Origin of the sequence: Sphingomonas sp. (assembly GCF_031426035.1) — a bacterium.
Lineage (GTDB): Bacteria > Pseudomonadota > Alphaproteobacteria > Sphingomonadales > Sphingomonadaceae > Sphingomicrobium.
Window position 1 is genome coordinate 1 of record NZ_JANPKO010000059.1, and the last position, 15,206, is coordinate 15,206.

The window sequence follows — 15,206 nt, forward strand, 5'->3', positions numbered from 1 at the left end:
GCTCTCCCCGCGCTTGTAGAAATCGGGCTCGGACGACGAGCGCTCGACGCTGGTGCCCATCGCGTACTGGTTGTTCTCGATCGCGTAGATCACCGGCAGATCCCACAGCGCGGCCATGTTGAAGCTCTCGTAGACCTGGCCCTGGTTGGCCGCGCCGTCGCCGAAGTAAGCGAGGCACACCCCGCCGTCGCCGCTGTACTGGTGCTTGAACGCGAGGCCGGTGCCGAGCGACACCTGCGCACCGACGATGCCGTGGCCGCCGTAGAAGCCGTGCTCGACGCTGAACATGTGCATCGAGCCGCCTTTTCCTTTCGAAATGCCGGCGGCGCGGCCGGTCAGCTCGGCCATGATCACCTTGGGGTCGATGCCGTAAGCGAGCATGTGGCCGTGGTCGCGGTAGCCGGTGATCACGCTGTCCTTGCCCACCGTCATCGCCGACTGCAGTCCGACCGCGACCGCTTCCTGCCCGATGTACAGATGGCAGAACCCGCCGATGAGGCCGAGGCCGTACAACTGCCCCGCGCGCTCCTCGAAGCGACGGATCAGCAGCATCTGCTGGTAGAGGCCGAGCAAAGTGTCCTTGTCGGCTTTGAAGCGCTTGGGCTCGGCCGGGCGTTCTCGATTGGACGGCGGTGAGGACGCCGCCTTGGCGCGGTTGTTCGCGGGAGGCGCGGACTTCACGGATTTCTTCTGAGCGGCACGCGCCACGAATGGACCTCATCGAATGAGCAGCAGCGCGGCGGTCTATAGGAAAGTGGCCGTCGCCCGGCAATCCTTCGAGACGGGCCTTCGTCTTCGCTCAGTCCCTCCTCAGGATGAGCGGAACCCACCGCCCCCGCTCATCCTGAGGAGCCGGTGAGCGCAGTCGAACCGGCGTCTCGAAGGATTATTCGAGCGGGATGATGACTTCGTCGGGGCGGACCAGCCCGAGGTCGCGGCGGACCAGTTCATCGGCGATGTCGGGATCGGCTTTCCGCGGATCGAGCAGCGATGAGCGGTGGCGAAGAGCCTCGCGCTCGGCCTCGAGCTTGGCCAGCTCGACCTTGCGCTGCTCGAGATTGCGGTTGTAGCCGCCCCACGCCAGCAGGCCGTTGGGCCCGGCCACCGCGTAGCCGGCGAAATTGCCGACGACGATCAGCGCCAGCGCCGGCAGCGCGGCCCTGCGGATCATCCCGAAACGGCGTGTCGTTCCCCCCATCACGTCACAGGAGAATCACGAAGCCGCCCCCAACGCAAGGGAAAATGCGCGGATTTGCGCTGAAACTGTGGATCAATGCGCCCGATAGGCCTTGATCGCTGCCACGCCCGGGTAGCGCGCGGCGTCGCCGAGCTCTTCCTCGATGCGCAACAGCTGGTTGTATTTGGCGGTGCGGTCGGAGCGCGCCAGGCTGCCGGTCTTGATCTGCCCGCACGACAGAGCGACCGCGAGATCGGCGATGGTCGCATCCTCGGTCTCGCCCGAGCGGTGCGACATCACCGCGGTGTAGCCGCTCGATTGCGCCAGGCGCACCGCCGCGATGGTTTCGCTCAGCGTGCCGATCTGGTTGACCTTGACCAGGATCGAATTGGCGATGCCGTCGCGGATGCCGGCGGCGAGGCGCTTTTCGTTGGTCACGAACAGATCGTCGCCAACCAGCTGGACGCGATTGCCGAGCCGCTCGGTCGCCAGTTTCCAGCCGACCATATCGTCTTCCGCCAGCCCGTCTTCGATCGACGCGATCGGGTAGTCGGCGACCAAAGCTTTGAAATAATCGACCATCTGCTCGGGGCTCAGCGATTTCCCCTCCCCGGCAAGGACGTAGGCGCCGTCCTTGAAAAACTCCGTAGCCGCCGGGTCGAGCGCGATCAGCACGTCCTTGCCCAGGTGGTAGCCGGCGGCCTCCACCGCGCGGCCGATCAAGTCGAGCGCCTCTCGCGCCGAGGCGATGTCGGGGGCGAACCCACCCTCGTCGCCGACCGCGGTGCTCAAGCCCTTGGCGTGCAGCGCGCTCTTCAGCGCATGGAAGATCTCGGTCCCGCAGCGCAGCCCTTCCGAAAAAGTCGCCGCGCCGACCGGCATGACCATGAATTCCTGGAAGTCGATCGGGTTGTCGGCATGCGCGCCGCCGTTGAGGATGTTCATCATCGGCACCGGCAGCAGCGCCGCATCGACCCCGCCGACGTAGCGGTACAGCGGCAGCCCGAGCGCATCGGCGGCGGCCTTGGCGGTCGCCAGGCTGACGCCCAAAATCGCGTTGGCGCCGAGCTTGCCTTTGTTGTCGGTGCCGTCGAGCGCGATCAGCGCGGCGTCGATCTCGGCCTGGTCCTCGGCCTCGTGGCCGACGATGCTCTCGGCGATCACCCCGTTGACCGCGCGGATCGCCTGGTCGACCCCCTTGCCGCCCCACCGTGCCTTGTCGCCGTCGCGCAGCTCGACCGCCTCGTGCGCGCCGGTCGATGCGCCCGACGGGACCGCGGCGCGCCCCAGGCTGCCGTCCTCGAGCGTGACATCGACCTCGACCGTCGGGTTGCCGCGGCTGTCAAGGATCATGCGGGCGTGGACGTCGACGATCGCGGTCATGGAAATCCTTTTTGCGGAAGCGTAATGAAACTGTTGGGCCCGCGTCCTATACGCCGAGCGGGCGGCTGCGCAACTTTCGCTCCGGAGCCCCGGAACGAAGCGCGGCGGCTCCGGGTTTAGAGTGCAAAAGGAGGACCTTATGGCCAACGCAAACGAGCTTCCCGAGGGCACCGACAAGATCATCGCGGGCGCGTCCGAAACCGGCACCGACGCCAATGGCGGCGCGATCGGCGCCAATGTCGAAATCGACAATCTGGTGGTCACCGACGGCGGGCCGGAAGGCACCCGCACCACCGGCGGCACGCGCAATCGCAGCGGCACCCGCACCAAGGTCCTCGACACCGTCCGCTGCGGCACCGACAAATTGTCCGGCCAGGCCGCCGACAAGGCGCGCGGACTGGTCGCTCAGGGGCTCGAGCGCTCGAGCGAGGCGCTCGCCAATGTCAGCAAATTGGTTGGCGACACCGCGACCGGGCTCGATGACCGCCTCGGCGCCGAATATGGCGACTATGCCCGCCGCGCCGCGGGCGCGATCGAGGACGCCGCCAACAACCTCGCCGCCAAGAACGCCGACGAATTGATCGACGATACCCGCAACCTCGTGCGCAAGAGCCCCGGCGTGGCGCTGGCGGGCGCGGCGATCGTCGGCTTCGCGCTGGCGCGGCTGGTTAAGTCGGGCCTCGACGCCTCGCGCGACAGTGACGACGGCGGCACCAGCGGCGGCAAGCGCGGCGGCGGCAAGTCGAAGGCCTGATGCTCAAGCGCGCGGATCAGCCCCCGATCGGGCCGGGCACCGGCGCCGAGCGCCCGGTCGGCGAGATCGTCCATCAGCTGGTCGAGGACGGCAAGGCCTATGCTTTTGCCGAGCTCGACCATGCCAAGGCGGTCGCCGGGGCCAAGGCCGATGCCTACAAGGTTCCGGCGATCCTGCTCGGCGCTGCGTTCCTGTTCCTCCAGGCCGCGGTTACCGTGCTGTGCTTCGCCATCTATCTGTCGCTGATCCCGCCATTGGGGCCGTTCTTCGCCGGACTTGCCGCGGTGCTGATCGCGCTCGCCATCGCCGGCGGGCTCGGCTGGTACGCGCTCAAGCTAATCAAGGCCGCGCCATGACCGAGCCCACGCAAGTCGCCGCCGCCCGGATCAAGGCCGAGCGGGCGCGGGCCCAGCTGATGGAGACCGCGAGCGAGCTGCAAGCGCGGCTCAACCCCAAGAACCTCGCCCGCGAGGCGTGGGAGGGGGCCAAGAACAAGGGCGCCGACCTCGCCGAGGAGGCCATCGACGCAGTGCGCAGCCGCCCTTATGCGGCGGGCGGTGTGCTTGCCGCGCTGGCCTTGTTCCTGGCGCGCGAGCCACTGATCGACGCAGCGGGCAAGATCGCCGATGGAATGGGCGCCAAGCGTGAAGCCAAGCGGACGCGCAAGCGTTCGACCAAAAAGACCAAGACGGAGACAGCGTGATGAGTGAGCAATCCACCCGCGAGAATTCCCGCCGCACCGTGGCCGACGACCTGCGCCAGCGCGCAATCGACGCCTATGACGGCGCCCGCGACGGCGTCTCCAATGCCGGCCGCAAGGCGGGCGACACGCTGAGCGAAGCGCCGTTGCTGGCGCTCGCCGGCGGGCTCGCCGCGGGCGCGCTGATCGCGGCGCTGCTGCCGCGCAGCAAGGGCGAAACCGAATTGCTGCGCCCGGCGGGCAAGAAACTGGCCGACACCGCACGCACCGCGGTCGACGCCGCGCGCGAGGCCGGCACCAGCCGCCTCGGCGAACTCGGCCTGACCCGCGACGCCGGGGTCGAGACGCTGCGCTCGGTGCTCAAGGGCGCCGGTGACGCCGCGCGGACCTCCGCCGACGCCGCCCTGACCAAGGTGCGCGGCAGCCGATGAGCAAGCTTCACCTGGTGTTCGGGGGCCGGGTCAAGGATCCGCGCGGGCTCGATTTCACCGACCTCGAAGCGATCGATTTCGTCGGGTTGTTCGAAAGCTACGCCGAGGCCGAGGAAGCGTGGCGCGGCCGCGCCCAGCGCACGGTCGACGATGCCGAGATGAAATATGTCGTGGTGCACTTGCACCGCTTGTTGGAACCCGAAGGGGAAAGCGTGGCGGCGACCGCCGACTCAAGCGCCGCGGTAGCGCCACAGTAGTAGCGGCCGCTGCAGCGCCAGCCCGGCGAGGAAGCCGCCAATGTGCGCCGGGGTCGCCAGCAGCAGCCCCTGCCCGCCGGCCAGCCAGCCGGTCATCAATTGCAGCACAATCCTCGCCGCGAGCAGCCACGCCGTGTTGAGCAGGCGGTTGAGCGCGGGCGAGCGGACGATCGCCTTCTGCTGCCCGAAGCTCAGCGCAAACGCCCCGATCACCGCGCTGATCGCCCCGCTGGCGCCGATCATCGGGGTCATCGAGCCGGGATCGACCGCCCACTGCGCGATCGCCGCGGCGAACGCGCCGACCCCGTACAGCATCAGCAACCCGCCGCGCCCGAGGATGCGCTCGACCAGGCTCCCGCACCACACCAGCATCAGCAGGTTGAGCGCCAAATGGAGCAACCCGCCGTGGACCAGGGTCGCACTCAAGGGCGTCAACAGCGCCGGCACCGCGGGCGACAATGCGAGATCACCCGAGAAACGCGCCGGCAAAAACCCCATCGTCATCGCCGCCTGGTCCTGTGCGCCGATCAGCGACACCAGCAGCCAGGCGAGCGCGGTCACCGCCGCCAGGACGACGGTCGCGGTGCGCGGGATCCGCGACGGTCGGGCGCGCGAGCTCAGATGAACTCGATTTTCTTGATCGTGTAATATTTGTCGCCGCCGGGCGTGGTGACCTCGACCTCGTCCCCGACCTCGCGCCCGATCAGCGCGCGGCCGAGCGGCGAATTGTAGCTGATCCGCCCGACCCTGGCGTCGGCCTCGACCTGCCCGACCAACTGGTAGCGGACCTTCTTGCCATCCTCGTCGAGCAGATTGACGGTCGCCCCGAACACCACTTTCTTGCCCGACAGTGTGGTCGGATCGATCACCATCGCGCGGCTCAACTGGTCGTCCATGTCGGCGATCGACGCCTCGATCTGGCCCTGGCGCTCCTTGGCCGCGTGATATTCGGCGTTCTCGCTCAAGTCGCCGTGGGCGCGCGCGACCTCGATCGCCTCGATCACCGCCGGGCGCTCGACCAGCTTGAGCTGGCGCACTTCGTCGCTCAGGCGGCGATGGCCTTCGGCCAGCATCGGTACCTTGTCGGCACTCGCCATTTGTAACAGCCTTCCTTCAAAAGCCCGCCCCGGCGCGGTCGGTGAGGAACGCGGGACCAGGGGTCGGATTGTCTGTGAAATCAGTTTTCTGAGGCGGAATAATAGTCCTGGAGCGAGGCAACTTCAAGCGCATGGCCGCGCACCGCCTCGATCGCGTGCGCCGCGGCAAGGCTCGCCGCCGCGGTGGTGAAATAGGGCACCTTGCGGTTGAGCGCGGTGGCGCGGATCGAATGGCTGTCCTTCAAGGACTGCCAGCCCTCGGTGGTGTTGAACACCAGCCCGACCTCGCCGTCGCGCAGCCGGTCGACGATATGCGGGCGTCCCTGCGCGACCTTATTGACCGCGCTCACCGGCAATCCCCGCGCCGACAAATGCGCGGCGGTGCCCGCGGTGGCGATGATCGCGAAGCCGAGCTCGACCAGTTTCTCCACTGCGGGCACGATATGATCCTTGTCGGCATCCTTGACCGACACGAACACCGTACCCGAGTCCGGCAACAGCATCCCCGATCCAAGCAAGGCCTTGCTGAACGCGATGTCGAAACTGGTATCGATTCCCATCACTTCACCGGTGCTCTTCATCTCCGGTCCCAGCACCGGGTCGGTCCCGGGGAAGCGCGCGAAGGGGAACACCGGGGCCTTCACCGCGATGTAATCGATCGCCCGGTCGATCGCCGGAAACGCCGACAGTTTCTCCCCTGCCATGACGCGCGCGGCGAGCTTGGCGATCGGCCGCCCAATCGCCTTCGCCACGAACGGCACGGTGCGGCTGGCGCGCGGGTTGACTTCGATCAGGAACACTTTCTCGCCCTGCACCGCGAACTGGATGTTCATCAGCCCCTTGACCTTGAGCGCCAGCGCCAGGCTGCGCGTCTGGCGTTCGACCTCGGCGATGATCTTGGGGCTCAGGCTGTGCGGCGGAATCGAGCAGGCACTGTCGCCCGAATGCACCCCCGCTTCCTCGATATGCTGGAGGATTCCGCACACCGCCACCTCCGCCCCGTCGCAGATGGCGTCGACGTCGATCTCGATCGCGTCGCGCAGATAGCGGTCGATCAGCACCGGCGACGAGCCCGACACCGCCACCGCAGTGGCGATATAATGATCGAGCTGCTGGGGCCCGTCGACCACCTCCATGCCGCGCCCACCGAGCACGTAGGACGGCCGCAGCAGCACCGGATAGCCGATCCGCTCGGCGACCTGGATCGCCTCGTCGCGGCTGCGCGCGATGCCGTTGGGCGGCTGCGCCAGGCCCAATTTGACCACCAGCTTGGCGAACCGCTCGCGGTCCTCGGCCAGATCGATGCTGTCGGGCGAGGTGCCGAGGATCGGGACGCCGGCGGCCTGCAATTCCTCCGCCAGCTTGAGCGGGGTCTGCCCGCCCAATTGGACGATCACCCCGTGCAGCTTGCCGCTGGATTGCTCGCGCCGCACGATCTCGAGCACGTCCTCGGCGGTCAGCGGCTCGAAATAGAGCCGGTCCGAGGTGTCGGGGTCGGTGCTGACGGTCTCCGGGTTGCAGTTGACCATGATCACTTCATAGCCCTGCCCCGCCTCGCCATCGCGGTCGCGGCCGAGCGCGAACGCGGCGTGGCAGCAGCAATAATCGAACTCGATGCCCTGGCCGATGCGGTTGGGCCCGCCGCCGAGGATGATGATCTTCTTGCGGTCGCTGACCTCGGCCTCGTCTTCGGCCTCGCCGAACAGCGGTGCCTCGTAGGTCGAGTACAGATAGGGCGTGGCGGCATCGAACTCGGCGGCGCAGCTGTCGATCCGCTTGAAGACCGGCGTCACCCCGAGCTTCAATCGCGCATTGCGCACCTCGACCTCGGTCACCCCGCCGGTCAGCGCTTTCAACGCATCGTGCACCACCCCCGAGCCGTGCGCGCTCTTGAGGCTCATCGCGCGGTCGACATGCGCCGAGCGCAGCGCCAGCTCGGCCAGCCGCGCATCCGAAAAGCCCATCGCCTTCAAGCGCCGCATCCCCGCCGCATCGCGCGGCAAGCCCTCCTCGCGCACCACCTCCTCGGCCGCGACGATTTCCTGCAATCGCTCGAGGAACCACGGGTCGAACCCTGCGATCGCATTGATCCGCTCGACCGTAAAACCGTGGCGCAGCGCCTCGGCGGCGACCAGCAGCCGGTCCGGCGTTGCCCGCGCCAGCGCGCTCTCGATCGCGCCGGCATCGGCCTGCTCGAGCTCGCGCACGCGGTCGAGCCCGGTCAGCCCGATCTCGAGCCCGCGCAGCGCCTTCTGCAAGCTCTCCGCGAACGAGCGTCCGATCGCCATCACCTCGCCGACCGACTTCATCGAGGTCGACAGCAACGCCTCCGCCCCGCTGAATTTTTCGAACGCGAAGCGCGGGATCTTGGTCACGACATAATCGATCGTCGGCTCGAAGCTCGCCGGGGTCGCGCCGCCGGTGATGTCGTTGGCGATCTCGTCCAATGTGTAGCCGACCGCGAGCCGCGCCGCGACCTTGGCGATCGGGAAGCCGGTCGCCTTCGACGCCAGCGCCGAGCTCCGCGAAACGCGCGGGTTCATCTCGATCACCACCATCCGCCCGGTCTTGGGATCGACCGCGAACTGGACGTTGGAACCCCCTGTTTCGACACCGATTTCCCGCAGCACCGCGATGCTCGCCGAGCGCATCCTTTGATATTCCTTGTCGGTCAGCGTCAGCGCCGGCGCAACCGTGATCGAGTCCCCCGTGTGCACCCCCATCGGGTCGATATTCTCGATCGAGCAGATGATGATAGCATTGTCCGCATGGTCGCGGACTACCTCCATCTCATATTCCTTCCAGCCGAGCACCGATTCCTCGATCAGCACCTCGCTGGTCGGGCTCGCCTCGAGCCCGCCGCGCACGATCGCCTCGAATTCCTCGCGGTTGTAGGCGATCCCGCCGCCGGTCCCGCCCAAGGTGAAGCTGGGCCGGATGATCGCCGGCAGGCCGACCGTCTCGAGCGCCGCGGTGGCGTCTTCGAACGAATGCGCGATCGCCGACTTGGGGCTTTCGAGCCCGATGCGGTCCATTGCCTGGCGGAATTTGAGCCGGTCCTCGGCCATCTCGATCGCCGCCGCGTTGGCCCCGATCAGCTCGATCCCGAGCCGCTCGAGCGTGCCGTCCTTGGCCAGCGCCAGCGCGGTATTGAGCGCGGTCTGCCCACCCATCGTTGGCAGCAAGGCATCGGGCCGCTCCTTCTCGAGGATCTTGGCGACGATCGCCGGGGTGATCGGCTCGATATAGGTCGCGTCGGCCAGCTCGGGATCGGTCATCACTGTCGCCGGGTTGGAATTGACCACGATCACCCGATACCCCTCGGCCTTGAGCGCTTTCACGGCCTGCGACCCCGAATAATCAAACTCCGCCGCTTGCCCGATCACGATCGGCCCGGCGCCGATGATCAGGATCGAAGAGATGTCGGTGCGGCGGGGCATTGCTTAGCTTTGGCCGAAGTGTTTGTTGCCAAGACGTACCAGTTGATCAAATGCGTCCTTAGAAAGACGCATGCTTTGCGACCGTTTTCCAACGAATTTACGGTCCTTTGATCCCACGCTATCCAACTGAACGAATTTCTCTCCGTTGAAGTCAATTAGAGCAACTGTGGCGTCAGATTCCGTTTGGTTCGATACGCGATCAGGAACCTTTAGCCCGAATTTGCGAACGGTCGTCATCGATGCTCCTCCTTGTTCTGCATCGCCCCGACGAATTTCTCGAACAGATAGAAACTGTCCTGCGGGCCGGGGCTGGCTTCGGGATGGTATTGCACCGAAAACGCGGGGCGGTCGGTCAGCTCGAAGCCGCAATTGCTGCCGTCGAACAGCGACACGTGGGTTTCGCGCGCATTGGCCGGCAGCCCCTCGCGCTCGACCGCGAAGCCGTGATTCATGGATGTGATCTCGACCTTTCCGTCGGCCAGCCGCTTGACCGGGTGGTTGGCGCCGCGATGCCCCTGGAACATCTTGCTGGTCTTCCCGCCCACCGCGAGCGCCAGCAACTGGTGCCCGAGGCAGATCCCGAACAGCGGCTTCTTGGTCTCGAGCATCGCCCGGATCACCGGCACCGCATACTCCCCGGTCGCCGCCGGATCGCCCGGGCCGTTGGACAGGAAAAACCCGTCGGGCTGGTGCGCCATGATGTCGTCGAAGCTGGCCCCCGCCGGCACCACCGTCACCCGCGCCCCGGCCGCCACCAGGTTGCGGAAGATGTTGCGCTTGGAGCCATAGTCGATGGCGACGACGTGGGGGGTGCGCCCTTCGACTGCGCGCTGCGCGCTCCGCTGAGGACGAGCGGTGTTGGTGGCGTCCCCTTCTCCGTTCGTCCTGAGCGAAGTCGAAGGGCGTTCTTCATACCCAACCCCCCAAGCCCATTTGCCCCCCGACCACCGCTCGACCTGGAGCCGGCTGACCTCCTTCGCCAGGTCCATCCCCTCGAGCCCCGGCCATTCGGCGGCAAGCTTGCGCAGCGCGGCCAGATCGAACTTGCCGTCCGCACGATGCGCGATGGCGATCGTCGGCGGGCCTTCCTTGCGCACCAGCCGAGTCAGCGCCCGCGTATCGAGCCCCGAAATCCCGATCCGCCCGTAAGTCTTCATCCACGCGCCAAAATCCGACCCCGCGCGATAATTGCTCGGCCCCGTCACCGCCTCGCGCACCAGGCACCCCAAGGCATGCGCCTCGCCCGCTTCGACATCCTCGTTGTTGGCGCCGACATTGCCGATGTGGGGGAAAGTGAAGGCGATCACCTGCCGCGCGTAGGACGGGTCGGTCATCACTTCCTGGTAGCCGGTCATCGCGGTGTTGAAGCACAATTCCCCGACCGCCTCGCCCTCGGCCCCGAACCCCCGTCCCCACGCGATCCGCCCATCGGCGAACACGATCACGCCGGTCGCGCCGCTCGGTTGGGGCGCAGGCGTGGGTCGTGCTTCGGCCATGGGCTGGGGGAGCCTTTCCGCGAGCGGGGTTGTGACGATGTCGCTAAGGAGCCGTCGCTAGGCACATCGCGGGCGTCCGTCAACGGCTGTGCAACCGCCATGGGCGCGATTAGGACGGACCGTTTCCAGCCCATGAGGAACCGCGATGATTCGCGATGACATCAAGGCCGCCGGCATCGCCGCGATGAAGGGCGGCGACAAGGCGGGGACGCAAACCATCCGCCTGATCCAATCGGCGGTGAAGAACCGCGACATCGAGCTACGCACCGCGGCATCCGCGCCCGACGACGACCTGCTGGTCACCGAAGTCTTGCAGAAAATGATCAAGCAGCGCCGCGAATCGGTCGAGATGTACCGCAAGGGCGCGCGCGAGGAATTGGCGGCGGCCGAGGAAGCCGAAATCGCCGTGATCGAGCGTTTTCTGCCGGCGCAGATGGACGACGCCGAAGCCAAAGCCGCGGTCGCCGCGATCATTGCGGAGACCGGCGCGGAGAGCATGAAAGACATGGGCCGAGTGATGGCGTTAGTGAAAGAGCGCCACGCCAGCAGCATCGAGCCGGCCCGGGCCAGCGGATTGGTGCGGGAAGCGCTGGGCTAATCTCCCCTCCCGCCAGAGCGGGAGGGGCCGGGGGAGGGCATGTCAGACAAAGCCTACAACCGCCTGCCCACGCTGCGTTCGCGCGACCTGCGCAACAACGCAACCAAAGCCGAGCGCGCGCTATGGACCATTCTCGGCAATCGGCGGCTAAGCGGCGTGCGCTTCAACCGCCAGGTCCCGATCGGCCCCTACATCTGTGATTTTGTCGCGCGCACCGCGAAATTGGTGATCGAATTGGATGGCGGGCAGCATGGATCGCGGGCAGGTTATGATTCGGCGCGAACCGCGTTCTTGCGTGCCAAAGGATATCGCGTGATCCGCTTCTGGAATAACGATGTGCTGGGCAATTTGGAGGGCGTGGCGGCCACGATCGTCAAGGCGTTGCGTGACAGGCCCTCCCCTGACCCCTCCCGCGATGCGGGAGGGGAAGAGGCGCGCAGCGCCGAAGGGGAGGGCCTGTGACCCTCTCCCCCCAATTCCTCGACGAGCTGCGCGCCCGCACCCTCCTCTCCGGCGTCATCGCCCCGTCTGTAAAACTCCTCAAGGCGGGCCGCGAGTTCAAGGCGTGCTGCCCGTTCCACAACGAAAAAACCCCGAGCTTCACGGTCAACGACGACAAGGGTTTCTATCACTGCTTCGGGTGCGGCGCGCATGGCGACGCGATCCGCTTCCTCACCGACGCCCGCGGCCTGCCGTTCATGGAGGCGGTCAAGGAGCTCGCGGGCAAGGCCGGGATGGAGGTCCCCGCCCCCGACCCGCGCTCACAGGAACGCGCCGAGCAGTCGGCCGGGCTGACTGACGTCATGGCATCGGCGCAAAAATGGTTCGCCGACCAGCTCGCCGGTGCCGACGGCGCGCAGGCGCGCGATTACCTCGCCCGGCGCGGGATCGACCCCGCCACCACCGCGCGCTTCGGGCTCGGCCTCGCCCCCACCGGCCGCAGCCGCCTCAAGGCCGCGCTCAACAGCGTCGGCGAAGACAAATTGGTCGAGACCGGCATGCTGATCCGCCCCGACGACGGCGGCGAAACCTACGACCGTTTCCGCGGTCGGCTGATGATCCCGATCCGCGACGCGCGCGGCCGCATCATCGCGTTCGGCGGGCGCATCCTCGGCGACGGCGAGCCCAAATACCTCAATTCCCCTGAGACGATCCTGTTCGACAAGGGCCGCACGCTCTACAATATCGACCGCGCCGGCCCCGCCAGCCGCACGGCGAAACGGCTGATCGTGGTCGAGGGCTATATGGACGTCATCGCGCTCGACCGCGCCGGCATTTCGGAGGTGGTCGCCCCCAACGGCACCGCGGTGACCGAGGCCCAGCTCGAGCGCATGTGGCGGCTCGATCCATCGCCGATCCTGTGCTTCGACGGCGACAGCGCCGGGCGCAAGGCCGCGATCCGCGCCGCGGTGCGCGCCCTCCCCCTGCTCGCCCCCGAACGCACGCTGCGGTTCGCGGAATTGCCTCCGGGCCAGGACCCCGACGACATCGTCTCCTCGGGCGGCCGCGCCGCAATGGACGCCATCCTGGACGCCGCCGAGCCGCTCGACGCCCGCCTGTGGCGCCACGAGCGGGATGCCGCCCCGCTCACCACCCCCGAGGCCCGCGCCGGGGTCCGCCAGCGCCTCGTCGCCCACGCCGACAGCATCGGAGACCCCGCGCTGCGCCGCCTGTACCGCGAGCAATGGCTGGCGCGCTTCGACGACGAGCTGACGCCGCGCCGCGCGCCGTTCGTGCGCGGCGGCCAGCGCAAGTTCACCGGCAAAAACCGCTTCACGCCCCCCGAGCCCCCGACCAGCGCCACCGCGCGCGCCATCGGCAGCGCCGGCATCGACCGCTCGACTGCGCGCGCCTTGCTCCTCGGTTTTTCCAATTTCCCCGAAGCGCTCCACGCCCATTGCGAGCAATTGGCCGCGCTCCCCATCGCCGACCGCAAGTCGGCCGAGCTGCGCGACCGGTTGGTCGCCGCGGCCTTGTCCGGCGCCAATCTTGATCGCGCCGCCCTCGCCACCATATTACACGATGCCGGTGCCGCCGCGGACCTCTCCCTCGCGCGCAGTGCCGGCGGCATGGCTTTCTCCTTCACGCGCGGTGACGCAGAGCCCGAAAAGGCGCTGCGCGACCTCGGCGATGCGATCGACGCGCTGGCCGCCGACGGCGAGATCGGCGCGGCACTCGACGCCGCTACCGAGCGTTTGAAGGCGGGCGACGACGAAGCGTTCGAGGACCAGCTCCGGCTGCACTCGGCGCGCGAGCAAATCAAGCAGCGGCTGGCGTCCCTCGCCGGCAACGACTAAGCGGCACGGCAACATGGCAAAAAACGACACCCAGGAACCCGAGATCGTCGACGGCAGCGATGAGCCGCTGATCGACCAGCACGAGGCCGCGATCAAGAAATTGAAGGCGCGCGCCAAGAAGCGTGGCTTCGTCACGGTCGACGAGATCAACGCCGCGCTCCCGCAGGAGCACATGACCTCCGAGCAGATCGAGGACGTCATGTCCGAAATCTCCGAGATGGGCGTCAACATCGTCGAGAATGAGGACGCGGGCGACGACGAGGACGAGGAAGAAGAGAAAGAAGCGGAGGCCGAGGACGAGGTCGATCCGCTCGACGACGGCGGCCCGCGCCCCGCCGCGGCGGCCAAGAAGGAGCCGACCGACCGCACCGACGACCCGGTCCGCATGTATCTGCGCGAGATGGGCGCGGTCGAACTGCTCAGCCGCGAGGGCGAAATCGCCATCGCCAAGCGCATCGAGGCCGGCCGCGACATCATGATCTGGGGCCTGTGCGAAAGCCCGATCACCTTCAACGCGATCATCGGCTGGTCCAAGGCGCTCAACGACGGCACCATGCAATTGCGCGAAATCCTCGACCTCGAGGCGATGCTGTCGAAGGGCCCGACCCCCGAGCAGGTCGCGCTCGCCAACGAGGAGGGCGAAGGCGAGCAGGGCGAGATCAGCGCCGCCGCCGCCGGCCCGACCTTCAAGGAAGAGGAAGAGCCCGAGGAGGCCCCCGCCACCGCCGACGAGGACGAAGAGAATCTCATCGAGCGCCGCGCCGCCCCGGTCGCCGAGGAAGAGGACGAGGACAACACGTTGTCGCTCGCCCAGATGGAGGAGCAGCTCAAGCCGCAGGCGCTCGAGAAGTTCGCCACCATCACGTCGATCTACAAGAAATTCGGCAAGCTCCAGGCCGCCCGGCTCGACGCGCTCGGCGCCGGCCAGGATTTCGCCGCCGCCGACGAGAAAAAATACCAGAAACTCCGCGACCAGCTCACCGCCGAGGTCGAAAGCGTCCAGTTCCACGCCGCGAAAATCGAATATCTCGTCGACCAGCTTTATTCGTACAACCGCCGCCTGACCGCGCTGGGCGGCCAGATGCTGCGCCTTGCCGAGCGCCACCGCGTGCCCCGCCGCGCCTTCCTCGAAAGCTATATGGGCAGCGAATTGGACGACAGCTGGCTCGCCCGCGCCGCCAAGATCGACAAGAAGTTCGCCGCCTTCGCCATCGCCGAGGCCGAGAGCGTCGAGCGCGTCCGGGGTGAGATCGGCGAGATTGCCCAGGCGACCGGCATGGCGCTCGGCGAGTTCCGCCGGATCGTCAATCAGGTCCAGAAGGCCGAGCGCGAAGCCCGCATCGCCAAAAAGGAAATGGTCGAAGCCAACCTCCGCCTCGTCATCTCGATCGCCAAGAAATACACCAACCGCGGCCTGCAATTCCTCGACCTCATTCAGGAAGGCAATATCGGCCTGATGAAGGCGGTCGACAAATTCGAATATCGCCGCGGCTACAAGTTCAGCACCTACGCCACCTGGTGGATCCGCCAGGCGATCACCCGCAGCATCGCCGACCAGGCGCGCACCATCCGCATC

General features: G+C 67.2%; 17 protein-coding genes. 9 read left to right on the top strand and 8 right to left on the bottom strand.

What is annotated here, in order from left to right; translation table 11 throughout:
- From RMP08_RS03900 to eno, 3 genes are all read right to left on the bottom strand, one after another.
- On the bottom strand, positions 1-681 hold a 681-nt coding region (locus tag RMP08_RS03900), incomplete at its 3' end, for a thiamine pyrophosphate-dependent enzyme (protein ID WP_310467681.1).
- A gap of 205 nt (positions 682-886) precedes the next feature.
- Complete coding sequence (locus RMP08_RS03905; protein WP_310467682.1) at positions 887-1,171, bottom strand: septum formation initiator family protein; 285 nt, start codon at positions 1,169-1,171, stop codon at positions 887-889.
- 99 nt (positions 1,172-1,270) lie between these two features.
- A complete protein-coding gene (gene eno / locus RMP08_RS03910) occupies positions 1,271-2,560 on the bottom strand; it encodes a phosphopyruvate hydratase (RefSeq protein ID WP_310467683.1) in 1,290 nt (429 codons plus the stop codon).
- 139 nt (positions 2,561-2,699) lie between these two features.
- Between eno and RMP08_RS03915 the strand changes: the two genes are divergently transcribed.
- From RMP08_RS03915 to RMP08_RS03935, 5 genes are read left to right on the top strand one after another with little or no spacing between them, the layout of a single operon-like run.
- Positions 2,700-3,314 carry a hypothetical protein gene (locus RMP08_RS03915; RefSeq protein WP_310467684.1) on the top strand — a complete coding sequence of 205 codons (615 nt, stop codon included), beginning with the start codon at positions 2,700-2,702 and terminating at the stop codon, positions 3,312-3,314.
- Positions 3,314-3,670 (top strand): phage holin family protein, encoded by a 357-nt coding sequence (locus RMP08_RS03920; RefSeq protein ID WP_310467685.1) that lies wholly within the window; start codon positions 3,314-3,316, stop codon positions 3,668-3,670. Before RMP08_RS03915 ends, RMP08_RS03920 begins: the two co-directional genes overlap by 1 nt.
- Positions 3,667-4,017 (top strand): DUF3618 domain-containing protein, encoded by a 351-nt coding sequence (locus tag RMP08_RS03925; RefSeq protein WP_310467686.1) that lies wholly within the window; start codon positions 3,667-3,669, stop codon positions 4,015-4,017. The genes RMP08_RS03920 and RMP08_RS03925 overlap by 4 nt, the downstream gene beginning before the upstream one ends.
- Positions 4,017-4,445, top strand: coding sequence for a hypothetical protein (locus RMP08_RS03930; protein ID WP_310467687.1), 429 nt, complete (start codon positions 4,017-4,019; stop codon positions 4,443-4,445). Before RMP08_RS03925 ends, RMP08_RS03930 begins: the two co-directional genes overlap by 1 nt.
- A complete protein-coding gene (locus RMP08_RS03935) occupies positions 4,442-4,702 on the top strand; it encodes a DUF4170 domain-containing protein (protein WP_310467688.1) in 261 nt (86 codons plus the stop codon). The genes RMP08_RS03930 and RMP08_RS03935 overlap by 4 nt, the downstream gene beginning before the upstream one ends.
- On the opposite strand, the gene RMP08_RS03940 is transcribed toward RMP08_RS03935, so the two are convergent.
- The 5 genes from RMP08_RS03940 to carA form a co-directional block, all read right to left on the bottom strand.
- Positions 4,676-5,263, bottom strand: a complete 588-nt coding sequence (locus RMP08_RS03940; RefSeq protein WP_310467689.1) for a rhomboid family intramembrane serine protease — start codon at positions 5,261-5,263, stop codon at positions 4,676-4,678. The genes RMP08_RS03935 and RMP08_RS03940 overlap by 27 nt on opposite strands.
- A gap of 56 nt (positions 5,264-5,319) precedes the next feature.
- Positions 5,320-5,799 (bottom strand): transcription elongation factor GreA, encoded by a 480-nt coding sequence (gene greA, locus RMP08_RS03945; RefSeq protein ID WP_310467690.1) that lies wholly within the window; start codon positions 5,797-5,799, stop codon positions 5,320-5,322.
- A gap of 80 nt (positions 5,800-5,879) precedes the next feature.
- The gene (gene carB, locus RMP08_RS03950) at positions 5,880-9,239 is read right to left on the bottom strand and encodes a carbamoyl-phosphate synthase large subunit (protein WP_310467691.1); all 3,360 of its coding nucleotides are present in this window, start codon (positions 9,237-9,239) and stop codon (positions 5,880-5,882) included.
- Between the two features lie 3 nt (positions 9,240-9,242).
- Entirely contained in the window at positions 9,243-9,476 is a 234-nt protein-coding gene (locus RMP08_RS03955) for a hypothetical protein (RefSeq protein WP_310467692.1), read from the bottom strand.
- A complete protein-coding gene (carA, locus tag RMP08_RS03960) occupies positions 9,473-10,735 on the bottom strand; it encodes a glutamine-hydrolyzing carbamoyl-phosphate synthase small subunit (protein WP_310467693.1) in 1,263 nt (420 codons plus the stop codon). Before carA ends, RMP08_RS03955 begins: the two co-directional genes overlap by 4 nt.
- A 145-nt stretch (positions 10,736-10,880) precedes the next feature.
- Here carA and RMP08_RS03965 point away from each other — a divergent pair, with 145 nt between their 5' ends.
- From RMP08_RS03965 to RMP08_RS03980, 4 genes are all read left to right on the top strand, one after another.
- The gene (locus tag RMP08_RS03965) at positions 10,881-11,333 is read left to right on the top strand and encodes a GatB/YqeY domain-containing protein (protein WP_310467694.1); all 453 of its coding nucleotides are present in this window, start codon (positions 10,881-10,883) and stop codon (positions 11,331-11,333) included.
- Positions 11,334-11,372: 39 nt separating this feature from the next.
- The gene (locus RMP08_RS03970) at positions 11,373-11,795 is read left to right on the top strand and encodes an endonuclease domain-containing protein (protein ID WP_310467695.1); all 423 of its coding nucleotides are present in this window, start codon (positions 11,373-11,375) and stop codon (positions 11,793-11,795) included.
- Entirely contained in the window at positions 11,792-13,630 is a 1,839-nt protein-coding gene (gene dnaG / locus RMP08_RS03975; RefSeq protein ID WP_310467696.1) for a DNA primase, read from the top strand. Before RMP08_RS03970 ends, dnaG begins: the two co-directional genes overlap by 4 nt.
- Before the next feature lie 13 nt (positions 13,631-13,643).
- Positions 13,644-15,206: sigma-70 family RNA polymerase sigma factor (locus RMP08_RS03980; protein ID WP_310467697.1), on the top strand; the 1,563-nt coding region annotated here is incomplete at its 3' end.